The sequence below is a fragment of the Pseudomonas sp. FSO-7 genome, from assembly GCF_059579345.1.
The window spans coordinates 1954446-1971064 of the sequence record NZ_CM184193.1; the positions used below are offsets into that span (position 1 = coordinate 1954446).

The window sequence follows — 16619 nt, forward strand, 5'->3', positions numbered from 1 at the left end:
ATGCACGGTTATGACTACGGGCTGATCCTCGCCTTTTTCGCCCTGGTGCTGATTCCGGCACCGTTCCTGGGGCGTTTTTATTACCGGGTGATGGAGGGCCAGCGCACCTGGCTTTCGCCGATCCTCGGCCCGGTGGAACGCGGCTGCTATCGCCTGGCCGGTGTCGATCCCGCCACTGAGCAGAGCTGGCAGAAATACACCCTGGCCTTGCTCGCCTTCAACCTGGCGGGTTTTGGGTTGCTGTTTGCGATTCTGCTGCTGCAGGGATATCTGCCCCTCAATACCGAGCAGTTGCCCGGCATGGAGTGGACCCAGGCCTTCAACACGGCCGTGAGTTTCATGACCAACACCAACTGGCAGTCCTACAGCGGTGAAGCGTCCCTGAGCTACTTGAGCCAGATGGTTGGCCTGACCGTGCAGAACTTTGTCAGCGCCGCCACCGGCCTGGCTGTGCTGGTGGCGTTGTGTCGCGGCATCGGGCGCAAGTCCGCCACGACGCTGGGTAACTTCTGGGCCGACATGACCCGCGCCACCCTCTACGGGCTGTTGCCGCTGTGCCTGCTGCTGGCGTTGTTCCTGGTCTGGCAGGGCGTGCCGCAGACGTTCGCGCACTATGTGCACGGGGTCACGCTGCAGGGGGCTGACCAGGTTATTCCGCTGGGGCCTGCTGCCAGTCAGATTGCGATCAAGCAACTGGGCACCAACGGCGGCGGTTTCTTCGGCGTCAACTCGGCGCACCCGTTCGAAAACCCGACGGCCTGGAGCAATCTGTTTGAGCTTGCCTCGATCATCCTGATTCCCGCCGCGCTGGTGTTCACCTTCGGTCATTACGTCAAGGACCTGCGCCAGAGCCGCGCGATCATCGCCTGCATGCTGGCCCTGTTCCTGATCGGCGGCGCCACGTCGCTGTGGGCCGAATACCAGCCCAACCCGGCCCTGAACGACCCTGCTGTCGAACAGACCGCGCCGCTGGAAGGCAAGGAAACCCGCTTCGGCACCACCGCCACGGTGCTGTGGTCGGTGACCACCACGGCGGCATCCAACGGCTCGGTCAACGCCATGCACGACAGCCTCAATCCGCTCAGTGGCATGGTGTCGCTGGTGAACATGATGGTCGGCGAGGTGATCTTCGGCGGCGTCGGGGCCGGGCTCTACGGGATGCTGTTGAACGTGTTGATCGCCGTATTCCTGGCCGGCTTGATGATCGGTCGCACCCCGGAATACCTGGGCAAGAAGCTGGGCGCCCGAGAGGTGCAACTGTTGGTGGCAACCCTGCTGGTGATGCCCGTCAGCGTGCTGGTGCTGGGTGCCGTCGCCGCCAGCCTGCCCGGGCCCGCCGCGGCGGTGAGCAACCCGGGGGCCCACGGTTTCAGCCAGTTGTTGTACGCCTACACCTCGGCGGGCGCGAACAACGGTTCGGCATTTGCCGGGTTTGGCGCCAACACACCTTTCCACAACCTGATGCTGGGCCTGGGCATGTTGATTGGTCGGTTCGGCTACATCCTGCCCGTGCTGGCGTTGGCTGGCAGCCTGGCCTTGAAGAAGACCGCGCCGATTGGCCAGAACAGCTTTCCCACCCACGGCCCGCTGTTCGTGACCTTGTTGACCGTGACCATCCTGCTGGTGGGCGGCTTGACCTTCCTGCCAACCCTGGCGCTGGGGCCGATTGCCGAACACCTGAGCATGGGCTTCTGAGGACCTGATGATGAATATGCCGATGAGCAAAACCGTCGCCGCCAAGGCGCCGGAACAACCGAAGACCCACCTGTCGGCCCTCTGGCGGCCAGCGTTGGTGCAAGCCTTCGTCAAGCTCGATCCTCGCCAACTGCACCGTGCACCGGTGATGCTGGTGGTGGAGTTGACCGCGATCCTCACCACCGTGTTGTGCTTCATTCCCGACAGCGCCGTGCCGACCTTCGTCGCCGCGCAAATCGCGTTGTGGCTGTGGTTCACCGTGCTGTTCGCCAACTTCGCCGAAGCCTTGGCCGAAGGGCGCGGCAAGGCCCGGGCGGACAGTCTCAAGGCCGGCAGCGAAGGCCTCAACGCACGTCGCCAGACTGCCAGCGGGTTTGAAATCATCCCCGCCACCCGTCTGCGCAAAGGCGATGTGGTGCGCGTCGAGGCCGGCGACATGATTCCCGGCGACGGTGAGGTGATCGAAGGCATCGCCGCGGTCAACGAGGCGGCCATTACCGGCGAGTCGGCCCCGGTCATCCGTGAGTCCGGCGGTGATCGCTCGGCCGTCACCGGCAATACGCGGTTGGTCTCCGACTGGTTGCTGATACGCATCACCAGCAATCCCGGCGAGTCCACCCTGGACCGAATGATCGCTTTGGTGGAAGGTGCCAAGCGCCAGAAAACGCCGAACGAGGTGGCGCTGGATATCCTGCTGATTGGCCTGACGCTGATCTTCCTGTTGGTGGTGGTCACGCTGCAACCGTTTGCCCATTTCGCCAACGCCAACCTGCCGCTGGTGTTTCTGGTGGCGCTGCTGGTCACTTTGATCCCCACCACCATTGGCGGGCTGCTGTCGGCCATCGGCATCGCCGGGATGGACCGGTTGGTGCGTCTGAACGTGATCGCCAAATCCGGCCGCGCGGTCGAGGCGGCGGGGGACGTGCATGTGTTGATGCTGGACAAGACCGGCACCATCACCTTTGGCAATCGTCGCTGCACGGCGGTCTATGCCGCCCCCGGCGTGAGTGCCAAGGAGTTGGCCGAAGGCGCATTGTTTGCCTCGTTGGCCGATGACACGGCCGAGGGCAAGTCCATCGTCGAGTACCTGCGAGGTTTGCATTCACTGCCCGAGCCCGGCGTCGATGCGCTGACGGCCGTGCCATTCAGTGCCGAAACCCGTTTGTCCGGGGTCGATTATCAAGGTCGTATCTACCGCAAGGGCGCCGTGGACTCGTTGCTGGATTTCATCGGCCTTGCACGCAATGAGTTGCCGCCGGCCCTGGCGCGGGAGGTCGACAAGATCGCCCAGAGCGGCGGCACGCCGTTGCTGGTGTGCGTGGACGGCAAGCTGCTCGGCGCTATCCATCTCAAGGACGTGGTCAAGCCCGGCATTCGTGAGCGTTTTGCCGAGCTGCGCAAGCTGGGGATCCGCACGGTGATGGTCACCGGCGACAACCCGCTGACTGCCGCTGCGATTGCCGCCGAGGCGGGGGTCGATGACGTGTTGGCGGAGGCCACGCCGGAGAAGAAACTGGCGCGTATCCGTCACGAGCAAAATGACGGTCGGCTGGTGGCCATGTGCGGCGACGGCGCCAACGACGCCCCGGCCCTGGCCCAGGCTGATGTGGGTATGGCGATGAACGACGGCACCCAGGCGGCGCGGGAGGCGGCCAACATGGTCGACCTTGACAGCGACCCGACCAAATTGCTCGATGTGGTGCAGATCGGCAAGGAGTTGCTGGTGACCCGTGGCGCGCTGACCACTTTTTCCATCGCCAACGACATCGCCAAGTATTTCGCCATCCTGCCGGCACTGTTCGCGTCGATTTATCCACAACTCGGCGTGTTGAACGTGATGCACCTGAGCAGCCCGCAGAGCGCGATTTTGTCGGCCATTGTCTTCAATGCCCTGATCATCGTCGTGCTCATTCCCCTGGCCCTGCGTGGCGTACGCGTGCATGCGGCAAGCGCGGCGGCATTGTTGCGGCGCAATCTGTTGATCTATGGCCTGGGCGGGATCGCGGTGCCGTTCGTGGGGATCAAGGCGATCGACATGTTGCTGACGGCGTTGGGTCTGGTTTGAACCGATGCTCGATAAACCGTTTTTTTGTGACAAGTGAAGGTGTAGTGGCGGGAGAGGCTGTTGTGGCGAGGGAGCTTGCTCCCGCTGGGCTGCGAAGCAGCCCCAAAGCCTGTAATCCCAGTACATCAGGCAAGGCAATGTCCAGTCTTTTATGGGGCTGCTACGCAGCCCAGCGGGAGCAAGCTCCCTCGCCACAAGTATGTACGCCTGGAAATCAGCTGTTTCTTATTCGAGGGTTTTGATATGTCCACTCTGATTCGCCCGGCCTTGAGCCTGCTATTACTGATGACCCTGATCACCGGTGTCGCCTACCCACTGGTGGTCACCGGCGTGGCGCAAGTCGCCTTTCCCGCCCAGGCCAACGGCAGCCTGATCGTCGATGCCGCCGGCAAGGTCCGTGGCTCGACGTTGATCGCCCAGGATTTCACCGGCGATGCCTGGTTTCATCCACGGCCATCGGCCGGTGCCTTCGCCACGGTCGCCAGCGGTGCCAGCAATTTCTCCCCGAGCAATCCGGCCCTGGCTACACGAGTGATCGATGATGCCCGTAAACTCCAGGTGCCCGGTCAGGGCCCGGTGCCGCTGGCATCGCTGACCACCTCCGCCAGCGGGCTGGATCCGCACTTGCCTCCGGCGGCAATTGCCTATCAACTGGCGCGTGTCGCCGCCGTGCGCAACCTGCCGGCCTCGAGCTTGCAGCAATTGCTCGACGACAACATCGAGCAACCCCTGGTGGGCCCACCGGTGGTGAATGTGTTGGCGCTGAACCTGGCCCTGGAAAAACTGTAAGAACCTGTGGTTGCAGAACCAGTGGGAGCAAAGCTAGCTCGCGATGAACGATAACGCGGTCCATCCGTTGAACTGTGTCGCCTTGATCGCGAGCAAGCTTTGCTCCCACAGGCCCGGCTCCCCACAGGGTGTTTGATCAATATTTGAAAGAGATTTTCACACCATGAGCGACTCCGGCCGCGCCGATGCACTGTTAGCCAATCTGCCCCGAAGCGGCCGTGGCCGGCTCAAGGTCTTTCTTGGCGCGGCCCCCGGTGTCGGCAAGACCTACGCGATGCTGCAAGCGGCTCACTCCCAACTGCGCCAAGGCGTGACGGTCATCGCCGGGGTGGTGGAGACCCATGGTCGAAGCGAAACCGAAGCGCTGCTCGGCGGTCTGGCGCAGCAGCCGTTGGTGCGCTCGGAATATCGCGGCGTGATGCTTGAGGAGATGGATCTCGACGGCTTGCTCGCCACCCGGCCGACCCTGGTCCTGGTGGACGAACTGGCCCACAGCAACGCCCCCGGCAGCCGTCATGCCAAACGCTGGCAGGACATCCAGGAACTGCTCGCGGCGGGTATCGACGTCTACACCACGGTCAACGTCCAGCATCTGGAAAGCCTTAACGACCAAGTGCGGGGCATCACCGGCGTGCAGGTGCGCGAGACGTTGCCGGACTGGGTCCTGCAGGAAGCCGATGAACTGCTGCTGATCGACCTGCCCCCCCGTGAGCTGCTGGAGCGTCTGCGCGATGGCAAGGTCTACGTGCCGGAACAGGCTCGGGCGGCGATCGATGCGTTTTTCTCCCAGACCAATTTGACCGCGTTGCGTGAGCTGGCGATGCAGACCGCCGCCGCCCAGGTCGACAATGACCTGACCCAGGGCTATCGACAACTGGGCCAGGCTGCGCCGGCGGTGCGCGGACGCTTGTTGGTGGGGGTGGACGGTGACGTGCAGGCTGAACGCCTGGTGCGCCATGCCAGCCGCGTCGCCCAACGTCGGCATCTGCCGTGGAGCCTGGTGCACGTGGACAACGGCAGCGCCCGTGACGAGGCCTCGCGCCAACGCTTGCAGAATGCCCAGCAACTGGCTGAACGCCTTGGCGGTGAAGTGGTGCTGCTGCGAGCCGGCGAAGTGGCCAGGACGCTGATCCAGCACGCCAGCGAACGTCGCGCCACGCTGGTGCTGGTGGGCCAGTCCCGGCCACGCCTGCGCCGACGGCTGTTTGGCGGCGGCCTCGCTTCGCGTTTGCTGCGCGATGCCCGAGGCCTGGAGATCAACGTGTTGGACAGCGATGAGCAACCGCGTCCCGCCCGCGTGCACTCAGGCGCCGTCCAGACCGGGTTCGATTATGTGCTGGCGTTGCTGGCGACCGTGGCCGCCAGCGCATTGGCCTGGGGCGTCTCGGGATTGCTGGCGTTGCCCAATATTTCCCTGGTGTTCCTGATGGCGGTGTTGCTGGTGGCCGTGCGCAGCAGCCTCGGCCCGGCGCTGGCCTGCGCGGCGCTGTCGTTCCTGGCCTATGACTTCTTGTTCATCCCGCCGAATTTTTCCTTCACTATCCAGCGCGAAGAAGATGTGCTGACGCTGGTGTTTTTCCTGCTCATGGCGGCCCTGACCGGTAACTTGGCCGCTCGTCAGCGGCGCCAGTTGCAGGCCCTGCGCGACACCCAACAGGAAACGAGCGAACTGCTCGACCTGTCCCGCAAACTCACCGCCGCCACCGACCGCCAGGCGGTGATCAGCGCCGCCGCGCAGCACCTCAACGGTTGGCACGACTTGCAGTTGTGCCTGCTCAACCGCGACAACCAGGGCGGTTGGAAAGTCGAGAGCGGTGAGCCGTTGACCTTCACCGAGGCCGAGCGCGCGGCGGCCGACTGGTCCTGGCAGCACGATCAGCCGGCCGGCGCCGGCACCGGGACACTGCCCTCCGGGCGTTGGTGGTGGTGGCCGTTGTCGGCGGAGGGCGGGCCATTGGCCTTGCTGGGCGTATGCCCGAAAGAAGGCCAGCCCCTGAGTGGCCAGCGCCGCCGTTTGCTGGCAGCCCTCAGTCAGCCATTGGCCCAGGCGCTGGCTCGGGCGCAACTGGCCCAGGACCTGGAAGCGGCGCGTCTGCACGGCGAAACCGAGCAACTGCGCAGCGCTTTGCTGGCTTCCGTGTCCCACGATCTGCGCACACCACTGACCGCCATGCGCGGCAGCATCGACAGCCTGCTGGCGCTGGGGGAGGCGATCCCGCTGGCCGATCGTCGCGAACTGCTCGAAGGCACCCGCGATGAAGCCGAGCGGCTGGATCGCTACATCCAGAATCTGCTGGACATGACCCGTCTCGGCCACGGTGCCCTGAAACTGGCGCGGGACTGGGTGGCGCCGGCTGATATCGTTGGCAGCGCGCTGAACCGCCTGCGAGCGGTGTTGGCGCCCCTGGCACTCAGTGTCGAGGTGCCCGCTGAGTTGCCGCTGCTGTATGTCCATGCGGCGCTGATCGAACAGGCCTTGGTGAACGTGTTGGAGAACGCGGCGCGCTTTTCGCCGGCCCAGGGGCGCCTGGTGCTGAGCGCCGGGGCGACCGACAACGAGGTGTTTTTTGCCGTGGCCGATGAAGGGCCCGGAATTCCTGAAGAGGAGCGGGAGAAAATCTTCGATATGTTCTACACCGCCGCACGTGGTGATCGAGGTGGGCAGGGCACAGGGTTGGGATTGGCGATCTGCCAGGGCATGGTCGGTGCCCACGGCGGGCGAATCAGTGTGGCCGAAGGTCTCGACGGACGCGGCACCTGCATCACGTTGCACCTGCCGTTGCAGGCTCAACCGGGCATGGACGATGAAGCTTGAGCCTGGCTGAGATACTCTTCTGTTACCCGCAGCTTGCCACCCGCTTGCCTTTCCACTTGATTGCAACGAACGAGCCCCATGAGCCAGACCGCGACCCTTTTGGTCATCGATGACGAACCGCAGATCCGCAAATTCCTGCGCATTAGCCTGAGCTCCCAAGGCTACAAGGTGCTGGAAGCCGGCACCGGCACCGAAGGGCTTGCCCAGGCGGCGCTGAACAAGCCCGATCTGCTGGTGCTCGACCTGGGCCTGCCGGACATGGACGGCCAGCAGGTGTTGCGCGAGTTTCGCCAATGGTCGACGGTGCCGGTGCTGGTGCTCTCGGTGCGGGCCAGCGAAGCGCAGAAAGTCGAGGCGCTGGACAACGGCGCCAACGATTACGTGACCAAGCCGTTCGGCATCCAGGAATTCCTCGCCCGCATCCGCGCCTTGTTGCGCCAGGCCCCGGCCGGCGAGCCACAGGAAGCCGCGCTGAAGTTCGGTCCGTTGACGGTGGACCTGGCCTATCGACGGGTGCTGCTGGACGGCAGCGAAGTGGCCCTGACCCGCAAGGAATACGCCGTCCTGGCGCAACTGGCGCGGCATCCGGGGCGGGTCATCACCCAGCAACAATTGCTCAAGGACATCTGGGGCCCGACCCACACCGAAGACAGTCACTACCTGCGGATCGTGGTCGGTCACCTGCGCCAGAAACTGGCCGACGACCCGACCCGGCCTCGGTTCATCGTGACCGAGGCCGGGGTGGGGTATCGGTTGTTGGGGGAGGGTGGGCTCTAGTTCTGTGTTGTCCGGGCTGGCGCCATCGCGAGCAAGCTCGCTCCCACAGAGCATCGAGTTGGCGACAAATTTTTGTGTATTGCGCAGGACCCATATGGGAGCGAGCTTGCTCGCGATGAGGCCTACTCAATCAATCGAGATTTCCCAGATTCAGTTCTGTTCACGCTCATACCGATCCAGGGTATCGCTGGCAATCTCCCGCCCCAGGGCGATCAACTCCGGCGCCTTGTAGAACTCGAAAAACCGGCATACCCGTTTGGGCACGTTGATCAGCACATCCGGCGGGTAACCGGCGATCTTGTACTGGGCCAGCGAGGTCTGCATCACTTCGAAGCTCTGGTTGATCAAGTCCAGCAATGACGCCGGGCCGACGTTATCGATGATGAACGAACCGGTGGCGGATTTCGGTGCGCCTTCGTTCTCTGGCGCGGCAGCCGGTTGTTGGCCCTCGGGTTCGGCCGAGTCGATCCACGGGTTGATGTCGGCGGCTTCGGCCTTCAAGGCTTCCTGCTCCAGCAGCAACAACTGCTCGGCCTGCTTGCGGCGAAACGGCAGGCGCGAACCCAGGGAACTGACCAGGGTGTCGAAGCGGCGCCTGAACGCGGCGGGGCGCGGGATTACCGGTAATCGATATTGCTTCTGGTTGGTGGCGTTGAGGTTGACCGCGATGATCAGGTCGCAGTGGCTCGACACCACCGGCACGATCGGCAACGGATTGAGCAGGCCGCCGTCCACCAACATGCGGTTGCCTTGCATCACGGGTGTGAACAGGCTGGGAATCGCCGCCGAGGCGCGCATTGCCTGGTGCAGGCAGCCTTCCTGGAACCAGATTTCCTGCTGGTTGGTCAGGTCGGTCGCGACGGCGGTGTAGGGGATGCGCAACTCTTCAATGTTGAGTTCGCCGACGATCTTGCGGATCTGCCCGAAGACCTTCTCGCCGCGGATCGCCCCCAGGCGAAAACTGACGTCCACCAGGCGCAGGACATCCAGATAATCCAGGCTTTCAATCCAGTTGCGGTACTCCTCAAGCTTGCCCGCCGCATAGATCCCACCCACGACAGCACCCATGGAACAGCCGGCGATGCAGGCAATGTCGTAGCCACGCCGTTCGATTTCTTCGATCACCCCGATATGGGCATAGCCCCGGGCGCCACCCGAGCCCAATACCAATGCGACACGTTTTGTCATGACCCGGCCTCTTGTCGAACAGACTTCAACAATGCACTCATCGACGGCTCGGCTCAATCGTTGTGGCGCAGACGTCGTTTTTTGACACGCTGCGGCGGCATTTGCGTATGCTCGCCACACTTGAATTTACGCGGTCAAGCAAGGCACTTTTCGCCGTTGCCACCGTCTTAACAGCACGACTGTTGACCTGACCTGAGGTGTTATTGATGAAAGCCCGGATCCGCCTGCCCTTGGTGGCATCTTTGATGGTTTTGGCCCTGGCCGGTTGCGCAGGCAAAACCGCTTACCGTGACAGTTGTGGCAGCCAACTCGACAGCGCCTGGCGTGAACTGGACCTGGCCAAGGCCGAAGGTTTTGCCGGCACCGTCAGCTACTCCAAGGCCCTGTCCCTGCTGACGGGCGCCAAGACCCAGCAGCAATTCGAAGCGTTCGAAGGCTGCTCCAAGAAAGCCGAGAAGGCGCGTTTCTACATCCGCGAATCCCGCGCGGGACGATAAAGGCAGCGACAAGCAATCAGCTGCAAGCTACAAAGGAAGGGCGCAGAATCGTTTTTCACGGGTAGCTTGCAGCTTGACACTCAACGCTGTGTACGGAGTACGTCCATGATCGATCGGCTGGTGGCCCGCATATTGGGCCTGGAAGTCCGCCTGTTGGCCTGTCAGGCCCGTTTGAATGCCCACACCGACAGCGAAGCGCTGCATGACCTGCGGACCACGGTACGCCGCTTGCGTAGCCTGCTTCGTCCGCTACGTGGGTTGCCCGGCGTCGAACAACTGGAAACGGCGGCTTCGGCGGTGGGCACCCTGACCACGCCCCTGCGCGACCGGGAAGTATTGGCGGCTTACCTTGAGCAACATGGCCAGGCCGAGGCGGCGCGGCGACGCCAGCTGCAAATGGCCGATGCCTATCCCGCCGTGGCCGCGAGTGTCGAACTGGCCCAGTTGCTGATGATGCTCGATGCCTTCCCGCGCTTCATTCGCGCCGCCCAGCGTGAGGGGCTGCTGAAGAGTTTGCGCAAACGCATCGAAAAGCGCCTGGACAAACAGTGGAAAAAACTCGACGAAGCCCTGCGTGATCCGGCCCATGACCGCCACCGCTTGCGCCTGTTGATCAAGCGCGTGCGCTACGCCATTGAAGCTTACCCAGAACTCGACCGCCTGCCCGAAGCCGCCATGCCCCGACTCAAGTCCGCGCAAGCCGCGCTGGGAGACTGGCACGATTGCTGGCAATGGCTGGCCAGGGCCAAGGAAGAAACCGATCTGCAAGCTTGCGTACCCACCTGGCACACCACGATGGAAAAGGCCGAGGCCAAGTCCGACAAGGTGCTCGACAAGCTGATTGCCAGTTGCTTCGAAAAATCCTGAACCTTGCACAAGCACTCTGTGGGAGCGGGCTTGCTCGCGAAAGCGGTCTATCAGTTGACATCAATGTTGTCTGGCATACCGCATTCGCGAGCAAGCCCGCTCCCACAATCGTTGGCTTGAATTCAAAAGTGGCGGCCTATCTGTCCGTCTCTTTGGCCGGAATGAGCCCTGTGCCACCTGCCCGGGCTGGTTAAGATGCCTTCATCTTTTTCCCCTGTTTTCGAGGTCGTCATGCGCTTTTCCGAGTTGATCGATGCCGTGCGCCGGCAGCCAGGTGCGGTGACCATCGCGCCAGAATGGGGCCAGGGCCGGGCCAGTTTTGGCGGGTTGGTGGCGGCGCTGCAATATGAGGCGATGCGTGCCCAGGTGCCGGCGGATCGTCCGGTGCGTTCCCTGGCAATCACCTTTGTCGGCCCGGTCGAGCCCGACGTGCCGGTCAGTTTCGAAGTCGATGTGTTGCGCGAAGGCAAGGCGGTGAGCCAAGTGTTGGGGCGGGCGGTGCAGAACGGCCAGGTAGTGACCGTGGTGCAAGGCAGCTTTGGTGCCTCGCGCTCGTCCGTGGTGGCGGTGCAGGCCGACCCCGCGCCGGAGTTCAAGAGCGTGGAGCAATGCCAGGAACTGCCTTACGTAAAGGGTATGACCCCGGAATTCATGCGGCACCTGGCGATGCGCTGGAGCGTCGGCGGCTTGCCGTTCAGCGGCAATAAATCCAGGAGCATGGGCGGCTGGGTGCGCTTGCGCGGCGATGTGCAGGAGGAGCCACTGAAGGAAAGCCATATCCTCGCCTTGGTAGACGCCTGGCCCCCGGCCTTGTTGCCGCACCTCTCGCAAATGGCCCCGGGCAGCACGCTCACCTGGACCATTGAGTTCGTCCAGCCGCTGCTGGACCTCACGACGCTGGACTGGTGCAAGTACCTGGCCGAGATCGAACATGCCCAGGACGGTTACGGCCATGTCGCCGCGAAGTTCTGGAGCGCCGATGGCCGCTTGATCGCCCTGAGCCGGCAGACGGTCACCATTTTCGGGTAAGGCTGCATTGGTTAAGGTTTACGGTTGTGACGGTGGCGATCGCGCCAGGCGCGCCACCAGCCACCGCTGAGAAAGAACCGCGGAAAAGTCAGGAACTGCTCCACCAACAGGCGTGACACGGCATCCTTGCGATCGCTGAACGGCTCGGAGGCCTGGGCCTCCAGGCTGTGTCCGTGACGCTGCAAGCCGAGTGCCGCGAGCAGGCCTATGATGCCGATGGCGACATCGCCCAGGCTCAAGCTGAACACCCCCGACACAATCAGCAGGAACGCGATGATGAACAGCGGCACGGCAATCAGGTGCAACACCAGGTTGGTGGGGTGGCGATGATTGTCGGGGTAGGCGCGCCATTGCCAGGCTGGAAGATTGGGGTGACGTTTGCCCATGATGCTATTCCTTGAACGAAACCGAATAATCCAAGGATAGGTCCGGGCGGGCGGGGCGGCGAATGGCGGTTGGCTATCGAGGCGATAGGTGGCCATACAGTTTTGCTGTTGTGGCGAGAAACGACTTCATAGCCAGGAACTGTTGGTGTGAAGGAACTGCTGTTGTGGCGAGGGAGCTTGCTCCCGCTGGGCCGCGAAGCGGACCCAAACTGCAAGCCGTGGTGTCTCAGGTTCATGGGGTTCAGCTTCTGGGGGGCGCTGCGCGCTCCAGCGGGAGCAAGCTCCCTCGCCACAGAAGCGCCGCGGCAGGTCGGTGTTCTACAGTTTCAACTGCCCAATCGCCTTGCTCAACTCCCCCGCCAACGTCGCCAGTTCATGGCTGGTGGTGGCTGAGTCGACGGTCTGACGCACGGTGTTTTCGGTCACGTCGCGAATGCTCACCACCGCCCGGTTCATTTCCTCGGCGACGTGGCTTTGCTGTTCGGCCGCGACCGCGATCTGGGTGTTGCTCTCGCGCATTTGTGCCACCGCTGCGGTGATCTGTGCCAGCGCCTCGCCGGCCTCGCGGGCCTGTTGCACGCAATCGTCGGCCTTGAGCGAACTCTCCTGCATGAAGTCCACCGCGTCCCGGGTCCCGGCTTGCAAGGCCGAAACCATGGTGGTGATTTCATCCGTGGAGGCCTGTACCCGCTTGGCCAGGTTGCGCACTTCGTCGGCCACCACGGCAAACCCCCGGCCCATTTCCCCGGCCCGCGCCGCTTCGATCGCCGCGTTCAGGGCCAGCAGATTGGTTTGTTCGGCGATGCTGTGGATCACATTGACCACGCCGTTGATCTTCTGGCTGTCTTCGGCCAGGCGCTGGATCATTTCGGCGGTCTGCTGCACCCCCGACGACAACCCGGTGATCGACTGCTGCACCCGCCCGACCACTTCGTGACCGTTGCCGGCCAGGGTGTCGGCGGTTTTCGACAGGTCGCGGGTGGCGCCGGCGTGCTGGGCGATGTGATAGACCGTGGCGGACATTTCGTTGATCGCCGTGGCGGCCTGATCGGTTTCGCTTTGCTGGCCGAGCATGCCGTGGCGCACCTCGTTCATGCTCGACGCCAGGCGCGCCGCACCACTGTCCAACTGCCGTGCCGTGCTGGCAACGGTGTCGACCACCCGTTGATAACCAGCCTGCATGGCGTTGAACGCCGCCGCCATCTGGCCCACCTCGTCCTTGCAGGCCAGGGGCACGCGGGCGGAAAGGTCACCGGTTTTTTCCACATGCAGCATCACGTCTTTGAGCGTGTTGAGTTGGCTGAGCAAAAAGCGGATCAACAGTTGCGACGCGCCCAACATCGCCAGCATCAACACGAACACGGCTACGGCATATTGGCTGAAGCGTTCACCGAACACTTGGCTCAGGCTTGCACCTTGGGCCAACACCGCCAGTGACTGGCCGTCATCTCGACGGATCACTTGGGCACCCAGCAGCGGATCGTTGCCAAGCAGGGGCCCGGCATCGAGTTCGACCCAGCCATTGGCCTGGGCCAGCGAAGGCAACGGTCGGTCGTTGAACACTGGGGCCTGATCGCGATGGAACGCCAAGAGGTGGGCGCCCTTGGGCAAAGGTTGCCCGGCAGGCCAGGCATCGAGCACCTGTGCCTGGGCCTGGGCGTTCGCCTGTGCCGCGTAGTTGCGCGCCCGCTGTTCGAGGTGCACCGCGTAGAGCACCAGCAGCAACGTGGTGACAAAGGCGACCGCATTGACCGCCCAGAATTTGTATTTCAACGAGATATTGCTAAGCCAGGCACCCATGGAAGGTCTTCTCTGATAGCGGAAACAGCATTGGCAAGGTGCCATTATTTTGCCGCTATTCAGGTGCCGGGATTTTGATGTGGGTCAACAGACAATATAGGTGCCGGGGATTTTTATAGGGACCAATAGATAACCAGACCCCTTGTGGGTTCATTCGGAAAGGGTGGGCAACCCGAAAAACGTCCGGGCGCAGGCGCTGCTGTGGGCTGCCAGATCCTCCTGGGTTTCGCCCCGGTGCAAGGCCACTTCGCGCAGGACCTCCGTCAGGTAGGCCGGCTCGTTGCGCCCGTTCTTGGGTTTGGGCCGCAGCGTGCGAGGCAGCAGGTACGGCGCGTCGCTTTCGAGCATCAGCCGACCGCGGGGTATTTCGCGCACCAGCGGGTGCAGGTGCGTGCCCCGGCGTTCGTCGCAGATCCAGCCGGTGATACCAATATGCAGGTCGAGATCGAGGTAGCTGAACAGCGCTTTTTTTTCTCCGGTGAAGCAGTGCACCACGGCCGCCGGCAATTGATCGCGAAACTCCCGGAGGATGTCCAGCAAGCGCTGATCGGCGTCGCGTTCATGCAGGAAGACCGGTAATTGCAACTGGACCGCCAGGGCGAGGTGTTCCTCCAGGACCTTTTCCTGCTGGGGGCGGGGCGAGAAGTCGCGGTTGAAATCCAGCCCGCATTCTCCCACCGCGCGCACGCGGCTGTGCATCAGCAGATCCTTGAGGTGCCGGGCGCTGTCGGCGGTCCACTCGCTGGCGCTGTGGGGGTGAATGCCAGCGGTGGAAAACAGTCGTTCCCCGGTATCGTCGAGCTGTTGGCACAGTTCCAGGGCCTGTTCGCTGCCCTCGATGCTGGTGCCGGTCAAGACCAGTTGGCAGACCCCGGATGCATAGGCGCGTTCAAGCACCGCCTGGTGTTTGTCGGCAAAACTGGGGTTGGTCAGGTTGACGCCGATATCGATGAGTTGCATGGTGCTACCTCGGCCCAAAGGCCGGAAAGCATATCAGAGCTGTAGATTTATAAGAAAAGCCAAGAACTACAACGAGTTGAGGCTGTCTGTTAAGGCCGCGAGACACATCGGGTTGGTATAAACGCCACCACTGTGCCAGTCTTCCGCACTTTTTCAGCGCCTCGGGCGCTCTGTTTCTGTCGACTCAGCCTCGTTTTTTCACGGAGGCGGTCCGCAGTATTCCTTCCGGAGAGTGGATGACACGTCCCCAGGTATTGTTGCTGTTGTGTTGTTCGCTGCTGCTGCCGATGCCGGCCGAAGCGCGGCTGCCCGGGCCGGTGCAGGCGGTAGCGCCGGGTACGGTGCGCGACCTGGCGCAGATCCGCGGCAGCCGCGTGTTGAAGGTGCTGGTCAACCAGAGCCGCAACAGCTCCGGCGAAGTCCAGGGGCAACCCATTGGCGTCGAATACCATCGGCTGCGCGCCTTCGAGCAATACCTCAACGGCCACGCCCGCGACGGCCAGGAAATCACTCTAAAGATCATTCCCAAAGCCAAGGACCAACTGCTCGGTGCCTTGCAGCGAGGGGAGGGCGACCTCGTCGCGCCGGGCGAGCTGCTCGAGCCCCAGGCCGGCCATGCCGTCAGCGCCAGCAGTCCGATCCGTACCGACGTGCCGTTGCTGTTGGTGGGCATCAAGGGCGAGAAACGCTACACCCGTGTGGAGCAACTTTCCGGCAAGACCCTGGCCCTGCCCAACGGCAGCGCGGCGGGGGATGCCGTGAGTCAGATCAACCAGAAGCTGGCGCTGCTCAAGCTGCCACCGGTGAAGATCGAATGGGTCGATCCCACCCTGGCTGTGGAGGATGTCCTGGAGATGGTCCAGGGCGGGATTTTCCATTTGACCATCGTCGAGCAGCCCATTGCCGAGCGCTGGGGCAAGATCCTGCCCAAGCTGCGCTTCGACCGCCAGGTGCTGATTGGTGAACCGGGTGACGAGTATTGGTTCGTTCGCCGTGACGCCGCCATGTTGCGCGCCAGCATCGACCGATTCCTGGCGACCTACAAGGTGCCTTCCAACCAGGACGCGGATTTCCTGCGCATCTATCGGCGTTTGTACCAGGTCCACTATCCGTTGGCCCGGGCCAACCGCCAACGCCTGGAAAACCTGCGGCCGGTGCTGCAAAAACATGCCAATGCCCAGGGCATGGATTGGCTCAACCTGGCGGCCCTGGCCTTCAAGGAGTCAGCCCTGCAACCCAACGCTCGCAGCGGCTCAGGCCCCACCGGCCTGATGCAGATCACCCCGGCGGCGGCCCAACGCGTGGGAGTCGATAACATCCAGAACCTGGACGCCAATGTGCAGGCCGGCGCCAAGTACCTGGCCCTCATCCGCCGCAAGTTCTTTGCCAGCCCCAAGCTTAACGAGCGCGAACGCATGGCCTTCGTCCTGGCGGCCTACAACATGGGCCCCGAGCGCGTCCAAGGCATGCGAGCCGAGGCCCGGCGGCGGGGGCTGAACCCCAACCAATGGTTTTTCCAGGTCGAACGCATTGCCATGGAGCAGGTAGGAATGGGCGCCGTCAGCTATGTTAATAGTGTGAATAAGTACTACCTGGCATTTGATCGTGAACGGGAGTCCTTGGAACCGAAGGAGCAAAAGGTTGCATTGCGTAAGTGATCGAATAAACTGATTGGTATTACGGATTTTTTCCGCTTTTAACATGAATTTTATTGATTAATATAGCGGCCAACTCCCTACTACTCCCAAGGA

Annotated in this window: 13 protein-coding genes; 9 read left to right on the forward strand and 4 right to left on the reverse strand. The window is 62.9% G+C overall.

The genetic code is table 11. The features are described 5' to 3' along the window. From kdpA to AC515T_RS08645, 5 genes are all read left to right on the forward strand, one after another. Positions 1–1695: a potassium-transporting ATPase subunit KdpA gene (kdpA, locus tag AC515T_RS08625; RefSeq protein WP_496532149.1), complete on the forward strand. Its 1695-nt coding sequence runs from the start codon at positions 1–3 to the stop codon at positions 1693–1695. A gap of 10 nt (positions 1696–1705) precedes the next feature. Beyond that, on the forward strand, positions 1706–3760 hold the full coding sequence (kdpB, locus tag AC515T_RS08630) for a potassium-transporting ATPase subunit KdpB (RefSeq protein ID WP_496532150.1): 2055 nt from the start codon (positions 1706–1708) through the stop codon (positions 3758–3760). A gap of 243 nt (positions 3761–4003) precedes the next feature. Then, positions 4004–4549, forward strand: a complete 546-nt coding sequence (gene kdpC / locus AC515T_RS08635) for a potassium-transporting ATPase subunit KdpC (protein ID WP_496532151.1) — start codon at positions 4004–4006, stop codon at positions 4547–4549. A gap of 163 nt (positions 4550–4712) precedes the next feature. Then, positions 4713–7364, forward strand: a complete 2652-nt coding sequence (locus tag AC515T_RS08640) for a DUF4118 domain-containing protein (RefSeq protein WP_496532152.1) — start codon at positions 4713–4715, stop codon at positions 7362–7364. A gap of 78 nt (positions 7365–7442) precedes the next feature. Then, positions 7443–8141, forward strand: a complete 699-nt coding sequence (locus AC515T_RS08645; RefSeq protein ID WP_496532153.1) for a response regulator — start codon at positions 7443–7445, stop codon at positions 8139–8141. 150 nt (positions 8142–8291) lie between these two features. Here AC515T_RS08645 and AC515T_RS08650 read toward each other — a convergent pair whose 3' ends face one another. Further along, positions 8292–9329 carry a patatin-like phospholipase family protein gene (locus AC515T_RS08650; RefSeq protein WP_060738563.1) on the reverse strand — a complete coding sequence of 346 codons (1038 nt, stop codon included), beginning with the start codon at positions 9327–9329 and terminating at the stop codon, positions 8292–8294. Positions 9330–9535: 206 nt separating this feature from the next. On the opposite strand from AC515T_RS08650, the gene AC515T_RS08655 reads away from it, so the two are divergent. From AC515T_RS08655 to AC515T_RS08665, 3 genes are all read left to right on the forward strand, one after another. Continuing rightward, positions 9536–9826, forward strand: coding sequence for a hypothetical protein (locus AC515T_RS08655; protein ID WP_122568921.1), 291 nt, complete (start codon positions 9536–9538; stop codon positions 9824–9826). A 105-nt stretch (positions 9827–9931) separates the two neighbouring features. Next, positions 9932–10693 (forward strand): CHAD domain-containing protein, encoded by a 762-nt coding sequence (locus tag AC515T_RS08660; protein WP_496532154.1) that lies wholly within the window; start codon positions 9932–9934, stop codon positions 10691–10693. Between the two features lie 231 nt (positions 10694–10924). Beyond that, positions 10925–11722, forward strand: coding sequence for an acyl-CoA thioesterase (locus AC515T_RS08665; RefSeq protein ID WP_496532155.1), 798 nt, complete (start codon positions 10925–10927; stop codon positions 11720–11722). 11 nt (positions 11723–11733) lie between these two features. On the opposite strand, the gene AC515T_RS08670 is transcribed toward AC515T_RS08665, so the two are convergent. The 3 genes from AC515T_RS08670 to AC515T_RS08680 form a co-directional block, all read right to left on the reverse strand. After that, positions 11734–12108: a terminase gene (locus AC515T_RS08670; RefSeq protein ID WP_122568918.1), complete on the reverse strand. Its 375-nt coding sequence runs from the start codon at positions 12106–12108 to the stop codon at positions 11734–11736. A 318-nt stretch (positions 12109–12426) separates the two neighbouring features. Further along, positions 12427–13908, reverse strand: coding sequence for a methyl-accepting chemotaxis protein (locus tag AC515T_RS08675; RefSeq protein WP_496532156.1), 1482 nt, complete (start codon positions 13906–13908; stop codon positions 12427–12429). A gap of 150 nt (positions 13909–14058) precedes the next feature. Further along, entirely contained in the window at positions 14059–14868 is an 810-nt protein-coding gene (locus AC515T_RS08680; RefSeq protein ID WP_496532157.1) for a TatD family hydrolase, read from the reverse strand. A gap of 236 nt (positions 14869–15104) precedes the next feature. On the opposite strand from AC515T_RS08680, the gene AC515T_RS08685 reads away from it, so the two are divergent. After that, on the forward strand, positions 15105–16526 hold the full coding sequence (locus AC515T_RS08685) for an MltF family protein (protein ID WP_496532158.1): 1422 nt from the start codon (positions 15105–15107) through the stop codon (positions 16524–16526). The last annotated feature ends 93 nt before the right edge of the window (positions 16527–16619 follow it).